The sequence below is a fragment of the Micromonospora sp. CA-248212 genome (genome assembly GCF_050948405.1).
Taxonomy (GTDB): Bacteria; Actinomycetota; Actinomycetes; order Mycobacteriales; family Micromonosporaceae; genus Micromonospora.
Genome location: NZ_CP192023.1, coordinates 5,966,973 through 5,979,422, shown reverse-complemented (window position 1 = coordinate 5,979,422; position 12,450 = coordinate 5,966,973). Strand labels below are relative to the sequence as shown.

Here is a 12,450-nt window from a genome sequence, read left to right as displayed (position 1 = left end):
ACGCGTCACCGCTGCATGCCGGACCAGCCGTGCGGCGACTCCGGCTCGCGCTCGTCCTCGTCCGCGCCCGTGATGATGTCGCGGTCCACCGCCGTGCGGTCGTGCTCGTTGGCGAAGTCCGGCTCGGGCGTGGTGTCCGTGCCCTCCGGCGGCTGGCCCAGCGCCGGGACCTTCTCCTCGTGGTCCTCGTGGTGCGTCATGGTGTCGTCCCTTCGCGTCGCTGGGCTCGCTGGCTGCGCTCGTTCCGCTCAGGCGACGCTGCCACCCAGCAGGTCGCTGGCCTCGTCCACCGCGTACTCGCCCTCGGGCAACGCGTCGATGCGGGCGAGCAGGTCCGGCGGGAGTTCGGCGGCGACCGCCTGGCGGTAGATCTCCGCCTGCTGGATGCGCTCCTGGCCCCGGAAGATGTCGTCCAGCAGGTCGTCGAGGGCCCGGGTGTCCGGCTCGTCGGCCACGGATGCGTCGTCGGTCACGTTGGTCAGCTACCCGGGCCGGAATCGGTCAAACGTCACGCCCTGCGCCTGCCCCGTGCCTACCGACAGCGCCGCCCCCGGCCTCGTGAGCCGGGGGCGGCGCTGGTGTCGGTGTGTAGGTCGCCTCTCGGCGAGTGGCGCGACGCGGCTCCAGCCGAACGGTATTCCGCGAGGGCTATTTAGGTGAGGCCCGGGGACACTGAGCACACCGACACCTCAGTTAACCAGGCCGCACCCACTCGTGTTCCGCGCACCGCAGTGCCGGCCGTCACACCCTCAGGCGGCGGTGGGCAGGGTGGCCCGGCGCGCGCGCACGGCGGTGGCCAGTGCGGCGAGCACCTCGGCGGTGTCGTCCCAGCCGAGGCAGGCGTCCGTCACCGAACGGCCGTACACCAGCTCGCGGGTGGGATCGAGGTCCTGCCGGCCGGGCAGGAGGAACGACTCCAGCATCACGCCGGTGATTCCGCGCTGGCCGGCGGCCAGTTGGGCGGCCACGTCGGCGGCGACCAGTGGTTGGTTGCGGTGGTCCTTGCCGCTGTTGGCGTGGCTGGCGTCGATCACCAGACGCTCGGGCAGCCCGGCGGCCCGGAGCAGGTCGAGCGCCCCCGCCACCGACGCCGCGTCGTAGTTGGGTCGACCGCCGCCGCCACGGAGCACCAGGTGACCGTCGGTGTTCCCCCGCGTGTGCATGATCGCGGGGGTGCCCGAGAAGTCGATGCCCGGGAACACGTGCGGCACTCCCGCGGCGCGGATCGCGTCCACGGCCGTGCCGATGCTGCCGTCGGGGCGGTTCTTCATGCCGATCGGCATGGACAGGCCGGAGGCGAGCTGCCGGTGCACCTGGCTCTCCACGGTGCGGGCGCCGATCGCGCCCCAGCCCACCGTGTCGGCGATGTACTGCGGTGTGATCGGGTCGAGGAACTCGCAGCCCACCGGCAGGCCGAGGCGCAGGACGTCGAGCAGCAGCGCACGGGCCCGACGCAGGCCGGTGTTGACGTCGCCGCTGCCGTCCAGCCCGGGGTCGTTGATCAGGCCCTTCCAGCCGACCGTCGAGCGGGGTTTCTCGAAGTAGACCCGCATGACGATGAGCAGGTCGTCGGCGAGCCGGTCGGCGGCGGCGCGCAGGCGCTCGGCGTACTCCAGCGCGGCGGCCGGGTCGTGCACCGAGCACGGGCCGACCACCACCAGCAGGCGGTCGTCCTCGCGGTCGAGAACGCGGCTCACCGCGCGGCGGTCGTTCAACACGGCCGCGGCGAGCGGGGCGTCCAGGGGCAACTCGTGGTGCAGCAGGGCGGGTGTGGTCAGCGGCACGACGCGGTCGATCCGCTGGTCGCTGACCCGATCGGTCTCCGGGGTCGTCACGGTGGGCATCCTTTCGCCGACCGTGCCCGGGGCCGGTGCCCGGGACGAGCCGGCTGCTCGTACGCAGAGGGGCGGGAACGACAGCTCCTGCCCGGCCGGCTCGGTCCGTGGTGACGTCAGATCATGGTGAAGTCACCGGCGTGCCAGCCGGCTGCCTAAACCATGGATACGTCCTCATCACCGGGCCAGCCTACCCGACCGGGCCGGGCTCGCCCGTCCCTCGTCCCAGGATGCGGCGTGAACACCGCGTGCGAAGGTCGGGCCCGGGGTAACAGGGGTGCCATGACTGACGAGCAGAGCGATCAGGAGCGGGCGGAGTCCCGCGCCCACCACCTCCTTCCCGAGGAGGTCGCCGCGGGCAGTGACGATCCGCAGGCGCAGGCGGAGGCCATCCTCGCCGAATCGGACCTGCGCGAGGCGGACCAGAACGCGGCCCCCGACACGGTGCTGGAACGGCGTACCTCGGGTCAGACCGTGGTGGCCGTCGAGCCGCCGGACTGAACCGTCGCGCCGCGGGCCCGGCGTGACCCCCGGTAGGTCTGCTCGCGCAGCCAGCCGAGCGGACCGGCCGCCCGCAGGCCGGCCGGCAGGTTGCGCACCGGGTCGAACGCGAGCGCGGCGTCCTGGCGGGCGTCCAGCGGGACGCCGATGCCGACCTGGCCGACCGGCCGCCACGGCCCCACGGCGGACGCGACCGCGAGCACCAGGCGCGGCGCGTCCGTCCGGGCCGCGGCCGTGACGGCGGACAGGGTACGACCGAGGTCGACCGCCTCCGGGTCGGCCAACGCGGCCAACCAGAGTCGGCGACGACCCGCGCGATAGCCCATGATCGTGCTGTACGTCCCGGAGAACCCCCGGCGGGGCAGTGGCAGGTTCCGCAGCACCGGAGCCGCCCCGCTGGAGCTGACCAGCAGGTCGAACGGACGCCCCTGGCCGGAGTGCACGCGCAGGGCCAAACCCAGCACGTCCGGCCACCCGCCCGGCGTCGGCGTCCCCCGGGACAGGCGGACCGTGCCCGCGTACTCACCGGGGTCGTCCAGGAGGCCGACCCCGACGGGCGGTCCGGGCGTACCCCAGATCGTCACCAGGGCGGAGAACGACGCGCCCGCCGGATGCAGCAACCGGCCGCGGCGCAGGCGGCCGAGCGCGGCGCTCGCGCGTTCGACGGCGCGGGCGGCGCGGCGTGGGGTCGGTCGGGTCATACCCCCTGCGGTACCCCGAGCGGCGGACTCGATGCGGGCGGGTGGGTCGGCTCGCCGACGCACCGCACGTCACCTTTCCGTCCGCGAGATCGGATAGCGTCGTGCCATGCCCGACAGTGGTTACCCCTGGCCCATCGAGACGTCCCGACTGGACAACGGCCTGCGTGTGGTGGTGAGCGAGGATCGCACCGCGCCCGCGGTGGCCGTCAACCTCTGGTACGACGTCGGATCCCGGCACGAGCCGGCCGGGCAGACCGGCTTCGCCCATCTCTTCGAACACCTCATGTTCGAGGGCTCGGTGAACGTGGCGAAGACCGAACACATGAAGCTGATCCAGGGCTCCGGCGGCTCGCTGAACGCCACCACCAACCCGGACCGGACGAACTACTTCGAGACGGTCCCGGCCGAACACCTGGAGTTGGCGCTCTGGCTGGAGGCCGACCGGATGGGCGGGCTCGTCCCGGCGCTCACCCAGGAGACGCTGGACAACCAGCGCGAGGTGGTCAAGAACGAGCGCCGGCAGCGCTACGAGAACGTCCCGTACGGGGACGCCTGGCTGCGGCTGCTGCCGCTGCTCTACCCGCCGGGGCACCCGTACCACCACTCGACGATCGGTTCCATGGCCGACCTGAACGCCGCCGACCTCGCGACCTTCCAGGCGTTCCACGAGATGTACTACGCGCCGAACAACGCGGTGCTCACCGTCGTCGGCGACGCCACGGCCGCCGAGGTGTTCGCGCTGGCCGACAAGTACTTCGGCGCGTTGCCCGCCCGCTACGACATCCCCGCCGCCCCGGACGGCCGCAGCGTCCCGGCGACCGGGCAGCCCGCCGTGGAGACGGTGAGCGCCGACGTGCCCGCGCCGCGCGTCTACGTCGCGCACCGCGGCCACCCGTTTGGCACCCCCGGGTACGACGTGCTCACCGTCCTCGCCACGGTCCTCGGCAGTGGTCGGGGCAGTCGGCTCTACCAGCGGCTCGCCGACGGCGAGCGGATCGCCCAACCTGACCTGGTCGGCGCGTACGGGGTGGACCTCGCGCACGCGCCCGCGCCGCTGATCGCCACCGCCACGGCCCGGCCCGGGGTGAGCGCCGAACGGCTGACCGAAGGGCTCGCCGAGGTCGTCGACGAGCTGGCCACCGTGCCGGTCACCGCCGCCGAACTGGACCGGGCCAAGGCGCTGCTGAGCACCGCGTGGTGGCGGCAGATGTCGACGGTGGACGGCCGCGCGGACACGCTCGGCCGGTACGCCACCCAGTTCGGCGACCCTGCCCGGGCCGCCGACCGGCTGCCCGCCTGGCTCGCCGTGACCGCCGAGCAGATCGCCGAGACGGCCGCCGAGGTGCTCGGCGCCGCCGACCGGGTGACCCTGACCTACGTGCCCGAGGAGACCGCATGACGCTGATCACCGACCGTCCCGGCCCGGGTGCCGCTCGCCCGTACCGGTTCCCGCCGGTGGTCCGCCGCGCGGTAGGCGGCGGGCAGGTGGTCGCCGCGCACCTGCCCGGGCAGAACCTCGCCGTCGCGCTGCTGTTGCTCGACGCGGGCGCCGGCCGCGAGCTGGCCGGTAAGGAGGGCCTGGGCGGCGTCCTCGCCAAGGCCATGGAGGAGGGCACCGCGCAGCGGGACGCCACCGCGTACGCGCTGGCCATCGAGGCGTTGGGCACCGAACTGGTGACCGGGCTGGACTGGGACTCGTTCCAGGTCAGCGTGCAGGTCCCGGTGGACCGGTTGACCGCCGCCGTGGAACTGCTCGCCGAGGCCGTCCGGACGCCCCGGCTCGACCCGGCCGACGTGCGGCGGGTCCGCGACGACGAGGCGAACGCGCTGCGCATGGACTGGGCCAACCCCGGTCCGCGCGCCGACGCCGCGCTGCGCGCCGACCTGTTCGGCGCCGACACGCGGTGGGGACGACCGATGTACGGCGACCCGGACGCGGTGGCCGCCCTGGACGTGGAGGACATCACCGTCTTCCACTCCGAGTGGTTCCTGCGGCCCGGCACCCTGGTCGTCGCCGGTGACCTGGACCGGATCGACCTGGACGCGCTGGCGGCCGCGGCGTTCGCCGGCACCGGAGGCGGTCCGGCCGAGCGCGGCGGTCCGGTCGAGGTGCCGCTGCGCGCCGGCCGGCGGATCATCCTGGTGGACCGGCCGGGCTCGGTGCAGTCCACGCTGCGGCTCGGTCACCCGTCGCCGCACCGGGCGCACCCCGACCACGTACCGATGACCCTCGCCGGCACGGTCCTCGGCGGGGCGTTCACCTCCCGGCTCAACCACCTCATCCGCGAGGTGCGCGGATACACGTACGGCATCCGGGGCGAGTTCGCCTCGTCCCGCCGGTTCGGCCGGTTCGCGGTCAGCTCGGGCGTGCAGACCGCGGTCACCACGCCGGCCCTGGTCGAGGCGGTGGGCGAGATCGCCCGTACGCAGGCGGACGGCGTGACCGAGGACGAGCTGGCGGTGGCCCGTTCCTGGCGGGCCGGGCAGCTCTCGGTCGAGTTGCAGAGCCCTCGGGCGATCGCGTCGGCGCTGACCACGCTCGTGGTGCACGACCTGCCGGACGACTACCACGCCCGGCTGCGCGAGGAACTGCTCAACGCCGACGTGGACCAGGTGTCGGCGGCAGCGGCCACTCACCTGCACACCGACGCGCTGACCCTGGTGGTCGAGGGCGACGCGGCAGTGATCCGAGAAGACCTGGAGTCCGCAGCCCTAGGAGACCTACACCTGCTGTAGACGCGTTGATCAAGAGGTTTGCGTCGGATTGCACGCGCTTCCTGACGCAAACCTCTTGATCAACATGCCGGGCGCGGTCCGGTGTGAGGTGGGACCCGGGAGGTGGGAAAGGGGTCCCGGTTTCGGGGGTGGGGTGGGTAGCCTCCGGGGCATGAGGATCGGCATTGTGGGGGCCACCGGCCAGGTCGGTGGCGTGATGCGGCAGGTGCTGGCGGAGCGGGAGTTCCCCGCGGAGCAGGTGCGATTGTTCGCCTCGGCGCGGTCCGCGGGGCGTACGTTGCCGTGGCGCGACGAGGAGGTGACCGTCGAGGACGCCGCGACGGCGGACTACTCCGGGCTGGACATCGTGCTCTTCTCGGCCGGTAAGGGCACGGCCAGGGAGTTGGCTCCCCGGGTCGCCGAGGCCGGCGCCGTGGTGATCGACAACTCGTCGGCGTTCCGGATGGACCCGCTGGTGCCACTGGTGGTAGCCGAGGTCAACCCACACGCCGCGGCCGACCGCCCGAAGGGCATCATCGCTAACCCCAACTGCACGACGATGGCCGCGATGCCGGTGCTGCGCCCGCTGCACGCCGAGGCCGGTCTGATCGGCCTGGTCATCTCGACGTACCAGGCGGTCTCCGGCGCCGGGCTGGCCGGCGTCGCCGAACTGGACGAGCAGGTCCGCAAGGTCGCCGAGCACGCCTCGGCTCTGGCCTTCGACGGGTCGGCCGTGGAGTTCCCCGCGCCGCGCTCGTTCGCCGAGCCGATCGCCTTCAACGTGCTGCCGCTGGCCGGCTCGATCGTCGACGACGGCTCGTTCGAGACCGACGAGGAGCAGAAGCTCCGCAACGAGAGTCGCAAGATCCTGGAGATCCCCGACCTCAAGGTGTCCGGCACCTGCGTCCGGGTGCCGGTCTTCACCGGCCACTCGCTGCAGATCAACGCCCGCTTCGCGCGGCCGATCACGCCGCAGCGGGCCCACGAGCTGCTGGCCGACGCGCCCGGCGTCGCGCTCACCGCCGTGCCGACGCCGTTGCAGGCCGCCGGGCAGGACCCGACCTACGTGGGTCGCATCCGCGCCGACGAGACCGTCGAGTACGGGCTGGCGCTGTTCTGCTCCAACGACAACCTGCGCAAGGGCGCGGCGCTCAACGCCGTACAGCTCGCCGAGTTGGTCGCCGCCGAACGGCGCTGAGGATCACCGTCCCCTGCGGGCCCGGCCGGTCACGGTCCGGGCCCGCAGTCGGTGATGAGCGCCGGCACATCGGGAGCGGGACCGCGCCGGTCGTGTTTGGATGGACGAAGCCGACCGCGCCACCTGGAGGAAGTTGTGCCGGAGAATCCCAACCAGCAGGCGTTGACCGACCTGGTCGCCGGTCGTTCGATGGGCGTCCTCGCCACCATCAAACGTGACGGGCGACCGCAGCTGTCCACGGTGGTCTACTCGTTCGATCCCGCTGCCGGCCTGATCCGGGTATCCGTCACCGACGGCCGGGCCAAGACCGCCAACCTCCGTCGGGACCCGCGCGCCAGCTTCCACGTCAGCAGCGAGGACGGCTGGGCGTACACGGTCGTCGAGGGGCGTGCCGAGCTGACCGCCACGGCGGCCGACGTCGAGGACGCCACGGTCGAGGAACTGGTCGGGCTCTACCGGTCGTTGCGCGGCGAGCACCCGGACTGGGCCGAATACCGCAGCGCCATGGTTGCCGAGCAGCGGCTGGTGCTGCGCCTGCACGTGGAGCGGATGTACGGGATACCGCCCCGCTCCTGAGGGATCGCCGGCGGCTGCCGGCTCAGCCCGGCTCGACCACGGTCACCCCGGGCCAGCGATGCGCGGGCCGGTGACGGGCCAGCCGCTGTCGGGACCGCGCGACGTCCACCCGGGCCGGGTTGTGCCGCCACACCCCGCCGAGCAGGTCCGCGAGGCCGTACGGGGCGCAGACCTCCAGCTCACCACCCGCTGCCAGGCGCACGGCCACGGCTGTGGCGTACTCCGGCCAGGTGGCCACCGCCTCGGCGACGCTCCGGTACGGCGCGATCGGGTCACCGCCGAACTTCGAGGCGTACCAGGTGTGTACCGCCGCCTGGTTGCGCGCCTGCCACGGTGCAGCCGACCAGGCGGCGACCAGACGGTCGGTGGCCCGTTGGTCGTCCTCGCGGGACAACCTCGCCGGGTCGAAGAAGACCACGTCCACGTCACGGACGGTCGTCGGGTCGAACCCGTCGCCGTACCGCTCGCCCCAGACCAGGTCGCGCAGGGCGCCCGCGCCGATCCAGGCGTCGGGTAGGCCGGAGTCGCGGACCACGGTCAGTGCCCGGGTCAGCCAGGCGTTGCCGCCGATCAGCTCCCGCAGCTCACGCTCACCCGTCAGCACCTCGTCCACGGTAGGCGGCGGCGCCGAGGCTCGCTGCCCCGCGGCACCTTCCCGCTGCTGCCGATGTTCTACACCCTGACCAGCAGTGGTCTCTGCTAACTGTGCCGCCTGCGTCGGCCACCCGGATAGCCGGTCGACCGATGGTGTTACCCCCTGCGGAGCGGCGGGTAGACGGGCCGTGCCGACACCGAGAGGGGAGCACCATGACAACGGTCGGAGAGTTCATGACGACCCGGTTGGTGACGATGGACGGCAACGACACGCTGATCGCCGCCGCGCAGGAGATGCGCGACAGCGCCATTGGTGACGTGGTGGTGACCGATGGCGACAGTGTCGTCGGTATCGTCACGGACCGGGACATCACGGTCCGGGGTGTCGCGGAGAACATGGACCCGGGCTCGACCCGGCTGAACCAGATCACCAGCCGCGATGTGATCACGGTGAGCCAGTACGACGACGCGGTGTCCGCCGCCGACCTGATGCGTACCTACGCCGTACGCCGGCTGCCGGTGGTCGACGAGGGCCGCCTGATCGGCCTGGTCTCGATGGGCGACCTCGCGGTCGAGCGTGAGCCGCAGTCGGTGCTGGCCGACATCAGCGCCGACGAGCCGAACAACTGACGCACGCAGCACAAGAGCGCCGGCCCTCCCATCCCGGAAGGGCCGGCGCCCCCTACCCCCCACCCCCACCCGCCCCCTCCCCGCCCTCAGCCCGCCCCCGGCCGGCCCCCAGCCCGCCCTCGGTCCGCCTCGCCCCGGTGATCAAGAGGTTCGCGTCACGACACGCCGAGAACGGTGACGCGAACCTCTTGATCACCGGGGCGGAAGGGCAGAGGGGTGGGGAGGGGAGGAGGGGAGGGGGAGTGGGGGCGGTCACCCTATTTGGGCGAGGTTGGGTTGCTGGGGTCGGGGGACCCGTGCGGGGACGTGCATCGCGCGACGCGTGGCGCGCGGGGTGTGATCGCCGGGGCCCGGCCGACTGGGAGGAGTGGACCCGATGGTGGACGCGACCACGAGGTTCTTCGAGGAGCTGGACCGGCGGGGGTACGAGCCTCTGCTGGCGAAGACCTCCGGGACACTGCGGATCGACCTGCACGAGGGGGCACAGACCCGGCACTGGCTGCTGAAAATCGACCGTGGGCGGCTCAACGTGAGCCAGGAGGACAGCGAGGCCGACACGGTGATCGGCGCCAGCCCGATGCTGTTCGACGAGATAGCGGCCGGCCGTGAGCACGGCCTGGCGGCGCTGTTGCGTGGGGACATGACGGTGTCGGGGGACGCCCGGCTGGTGGTGCAGGTGGAGCGGATCTTCCCCGGGTCGCCGGACGCCCGTGGGCCGCGTCGCCGATTCGCGGGGGAGGTGCGGTGATGGGGCAGAGCAACACGATCCGGATCCTGGACGGCAGCACATTCGTCGTCTGCGAGGACACCGGCGACATCGAGGCGACGCCGAGCGAACCGACCGGGCTCTTCTCCCTCGACACCCGATTCCTGTCGACGTGGGTGTTGAGCGTCAACGGTGAACGCCTCAACTCGCTCTCGTACGACGACCTGCAGTACTTCGAGTCCCGGTTCTTCCTCGTGCCGGGGATGGCCACCCACTACGTGGACGCGAAGTTGTCGATCATCCGCGAGCGCGCGGTCGGCGGCAGCTTCTGCGAGCGGCTCACCATCCTCAACCACGACGAGAAGGCGGTCGATCTGGAGATCCGGATGGACGCCGCGGCCGACTTCGCCGACCTGTTCCAGGTCAAGGACGAGATCCTGAACAAGAAGGGCGAGATCTATACCGAGGTCGAGGCCGACAAGCTGCGCCTGGGCTACCGCCGGGGCAACTTCCGGCGCGAAACGATCATCTCCTCGTCGATGTCGCCGCGCTACGACAACCGGGGTTTCGCGTACACCGTCCGCCTGGAACCGAATGAGCAGTGGGAGGCGCAGATCGACGTGCAGACGCGCGCGGTCGGCCCAGGGGACCGGGACCTGCGGATGGGTCTGCGCGTGCACGGCGGCGAGCGGCTGGCCCTGCAACACGACCTGGAGCAGTGGATCGCGGACGCGCCGAAGGTCAACAGTCAGTACGGACGGGTTGCCAGCACGTACCGGCGCAGCCTGATCGACCTCGCCGCGCTGCGCTTCTCGCCGCTGTCGCTCGGGGGCGCGACCCTGCCCGCGGCCGGTCTGCCCTGGTTCATGACCATGTTCGGCCGGGACAGCATCCTCACCTGCCTCCAGACGCTGCCGTTCACGCCGCAGTTGTCGAAGACGACGCTGCGCATCCTCGCGTCCCTCCAGGGCAGCCGGTTCGACGACTTCCGGGACGAGGACCCGGGACGGATCCTGCACGAGATGCGGTACGGCGAGACCGCCGCCTTCGAGGAGCAGCCACACTCGCCGTACTACGGCTCGGTGGACGCGACTCCGCTGTTCCTCGTGCTGCTCGACGAGTACGAGCGGTGGAGCGGGGACGTGGCGCTGGTCAAGGAGTTGGAGCAGGAGTCCCGGGCCGCGCTCAAGTGGATCGACAGTTACGCCGACCTGGTCGGCAACGGCTACATCTGGTACGAGCGCCGCAACACCGAGACCGGCCTGGAGAACCAGTGCTGGAAGGATTCCTGGGATTCGATCTCCTACTCCGACGGCACCCTGCCGCCGTTTCCCCGGGCCACCTGCGAGGTGCAGGGGTACGCGTACGACGCGAAGGTCCGCGCGGCGCGGATGGCCCGTCAGTTCTGGGACGACCCGGAGTTCGCCGACCAGTTGGAGCGGGAGGCGGCGGAGCTGAAGGAGCGGTTCAACCGGGACTGGTGGGTGGCCGACGGCGAGTACTACGCGCTGGCCCTGGACCCGGACGGTCGCCAGTGCGACATCCTCAGCTCCAACATCGGTCACCTGCTGTGGAGCGGGATCGTCGATCCGGCGCGGGCCGAAAAGCTGGCGGCGCACCTGGTCGGGCCGCGACTGTTCTCCGGCTGGGGGGTGCGCACGCTCGCCGAGGGGGAGGCCCGGTACAACCCGATCGGCTACCACAACGGCACGATCTGGCCGTTCGACAACTCGTTCATCGCCTGGGGCCTGCGTCGCTACGGGTTCGCCGAGGAGGCCGCCACCATCGCCAACGGCATCCTCGACGCGGCCACCTACTTCGACGGGCGGCTACCGGAGGCGTTCGGCGGCTACCCGCGGGAGCTGACCAAGTTCCCGGTCGAGTACCCCACGGCATGCAGTCCGCAGGCCTGGTCGACGGGTACGCCGCTGCTGCTGTTGCGCACCATGCTCGGTCTCGAACCGCACGACGGGCACCTGGCGGTCGAGCCGCGTCTCCCGGTCGGGATGGGCCGGATCGAAGTCCTGGACATTCCGGGCCGTTGGGGGCGGGTGGACGCCTTCGCCCGAGGTCGGCTCGATCTGCACAGTCTCTCCGACTGAGCCGCGCCCGGCACACCGGCGGCGGCGCGCCACCCGCGTCGCCGCCGGGCCGCCACCCAGGCGCGCCACCCGCGTCGCCGCCGGGCCGCCACCCAGGCGATCCCCAGCCGGGCACGGTAGATTCTGCGGATGCCGGAGCTCGTGTACCCGCCCGTTATCGCCGCTGCCAAGACGTTGTTCCGGGTCCTCGACCTGAAGATCACCATCGAGGGCGCCCACCACGTACCCCGCACGGGCGGGGCGGTGCTGGCCAGCAACCACGTCAGCTACCTCGACTTCATCTTCGCCGGGTTGGGCGCGAACGCCTCCGGTCGGCTCGTCCGGTTCATGGCCAAGCAGTCGGTGTTCGCGCACCGGATCTCCGGTCCGCTGATGCGCGGCATGCGCCACATCCCGGTGGACCGGCAGGCGGGCGCGGCCTCGTTCCGTACGGCCGTCGACGCGCTCAAGCGCGGGGAGGTGGTGGGCGTCTTCCCCGAGGCCACGATCAGCCGGTCGTTCACCGTCAAGGAACTCAAGAGCGGCACCGTCCGGATGGCCCGTTCGGCGAAGGTGCCGGTGCTGCCGGTCGCGCTGTGGGGCACCCAGCGACTCTGGACCAAGGGCCGTCCCCGCACCCTCACCCGCCGGCACACGCCCATCACGATCCTCATCGGCGAGCCGATCCTGCCGGCGGACTTTCCGGACCCGAACGTGCTGGCCGCCGAGTTGACCACCCGGCTGAGCGCGCTCGTGGAGCGGGCCCAGCGCGAGTACCCGGACGCGCCGGCCGGCCCGGAGGACACCTGGTGGCTGCCGGCGCACCTCGGTGGGAGCGCGCCGACGCCACAGGAGGCTGCCGCGCTGGACGCCGAAGGGGAGGAGCGCGCCCCCAGCCTCTGAGGACGGCCGG

Annotated in this window: 14 protein-coding genes; 9 read left to right on the top strand and 5 right to left on the bottom strand. The window is 72.1% G+C overall.

Going from position 1 to position 12,450, the window contains the following annotated elements:
- Nucleotides 1-5: 5 nt before the first annotated feature.
- The 3 genes from ACQP03_RS28095 to ACQP03_RS28085 all read right to left on the bottom strand — a co-directional run bounded on the left by ACQP03_RS28095 (nucleotide 6) and on the right by ACQP03_RS28085 (nucleotide 1,844).
- Nucleotides 6-200 carry a hypothetical protein gene (locus tag ACQP03_RS28095; protein ID WP_357134788.1) on the bottom strand — a complete coding sequence of 65 codons (195 nt, stop codon included), beginning with the start codon at nucleotides 198-200 and terminating at the stop codon, nucleotides 6-8.
- Nucleotides 201-248: 48 nt separating this feature from the next.
- Nucleotides 249-482, bottom strand: coding sequence for a hypothetical protein (locus tag ACQP03_RS28090; protein ID WP_396833075.1), 234 nt, complete (start codon nucleotides 480-482; stop codon nucleotides 249-251).
- Nucleotides 483-749: 267 nt separating this feature from the next.
- Nucleotides 750-1,844: a 3-deoxy-7-phosphoheptulonate synthase gene (locus ACQP03_RS28085; protein ID WP_357174688.1), complete on the bottom strand. Its 1,095-nt coding sequence runs from the start codon at nucleotides 1,842-1,844 to the stop codon at nucleotides 750-752.
- 273 nt (nucleotides 1,845-2,117) lie between these two features.
- Between ACQP03_RS28085 and ACQP03_RS28080 the strand changes: the two genes are divergently transcribed.
- A complete protein-coding gene (locus ACQP03_RS28080) occupies nucleotides 2,118-2,336 on the top strand; it encodes a hypothetical protein (protein WP_363661573.1) in 219 nt (72 codons plus the stop codon).
- Here ACQP03_RS28080 and ACQP03_RS28075 read toward each other — a convergent pair.
- Nucleotides 2,303-3,037, bottom strand: a complete 735-nt coding sequence (locus ACQP03_RS28075) for a phosphodiesterase (RefSeq protein ID WP_357134794.1) — start codon at nucleotides 3,035-3,037, stop codon at nucleotides 2,303-2,305. The genes ACQP03_RS28080 and ACQP03_RS28075 overlap by 34 nt on opposite strands.
- Before the next feature lie 106 nt (nucleotides 3,038-3,143).
- On the opposite strand from ACQP03_RS28075, the gene ACQP03_RS28070 reads away from it, so the two are divergent.
- From ACQP03_RS28070 to ACQP03_RS28055, 4 genes are all read left to right on the top strand, one after another.
- A complete protein-coding gene (locus ACQP03_RS28070; protein ID WP_433459049.1) occupies nucleotides 3,144-4,436 on the top strand; it encodes a M16 family metallopeptidase in 1,293 nt (430 codons plus the stop codon).
- Nucleotides 4,433-5,773 (top strand): M16 family metallopeptidase, encoded by a 1,341-nt coding sequence (locus ACQP03_RS28065; RefSeq protein ID WP_433459047.1) that lies wholly within the window; start codon nucleotides 4,433-4,435, stop codon nucleotides 5,771-5,773. Before ACQP03_RS28070 ends, ACQP03_RS28065 begins: the two co-directional genes overlap by 4 nt.
- A 151-nt stretch (nucleotides 5,774-5,924) precedes the next feature.
- Nucleotides 5,925-6,950: an aspartate-semialdehyde dehydrogenase gene (locus ACQP03_RS28060; RefSeq protein WP_357174697.1), complete on the top strand. Its 1,026-nt coding sequence runs from the start codon at nucleotides 5,925-5,927 to the stop codon at nucleotides 6,948-6,950.
- A gap of 189 nt (nucleotides 6,951-7,139) precedes the next feature.
- Entirely contained in the window at nucleotides 7,140-7,526 is a 387-nt protein-coding gene (locus tag ACQP03_RS28055; protein WP_433461222.1) for a PPOX class F420-dependent oxidoreductase, read from the top strand.
- A 22-nt stretch (nucleotides 7,527-7,548) separates the two neighbouring features.
- Here the strand turns inward: ACQP03_RS28055 and ACQP03_RS28050 are convergent, their stop codons facing one another.
- A complete protein-coding gene (locus ACQP03_RS28050; protein WP_357134802.1) occupies nucleotides 7,549-8,130 on the bottom strand; it encodes a nucleotidyltransferase family protein in 582 nt (193 codons plus the stop codon).
- A 203-nt stretch (nucleotides 8,131-8,333) separates the two neighbouring features.
- On the opposite strand from ACQP03_RS28050, the gene ACQP03_RS28045 reads away from it, so the two are divergent.
- The 4 genes from ACQP03_RS28045 (at nucleotide 8,334) to ACQP03_RS28030 (ending at nucleotide 12,440) form a co-directional block, all read left to right on the top strand.
- Nucleotides 8,334-8,750 (top strand): CBS domain-containing protein, encoded by a 417-nt coding sequence (locus ACQP03_RS28045; protein WP_355052239.1) that lies wholly within the window; start codon nucleotides 8,334-8,336, stop codon nucleotides 8,748-8,750.
- Between the two features lie 376 nt (nucleotides 8,751-9,126).
- Nucleotides 9,127-9,498: an SCP2 sterol-binding domain-containing protein gene (locus ACQP03_RS28040; protein WP_355052240.1), complete on the top strand. Its 372-nt coding sequence runs from the start codon at nucleotides 9,127-9,129 to the stop codon at nucleotides 9,496-9,498.
- Nucleotides 9,498-11,558: an amylo-alpha-1,6-glucosidase gene (locus ACQP03_RS28035; protein WP_357133678.1), complete on the top strand. Its 2,061-nt coding sequence runs from the start codon at nucleotides 9,498-9,500 to the stop codon at nucleotides 11,556-11,558. Before ACQP03_RS28040 ends, ACQP03_RS28035 begins: the two co-directional genes overlap by 1 nt.
- Nucleotides 11,559-11,687: 129 nt before the next feature.
- Nucleotides 11,688-12,440: a lysophospholipid acyltransferase family protein gene (locus ACQP03_RS28030; RefSeq protein ID WP_357133676.1), complete on the top strand. Its 753-nt coding sequence runs from the start codon at nucleotides 11,688-11,690 to the stop codon at nucleotides 12,438-12,440.
- The last annotated feature ends 10 nt before the right edge of the window (nucleotides 12,441-12,450 follow it).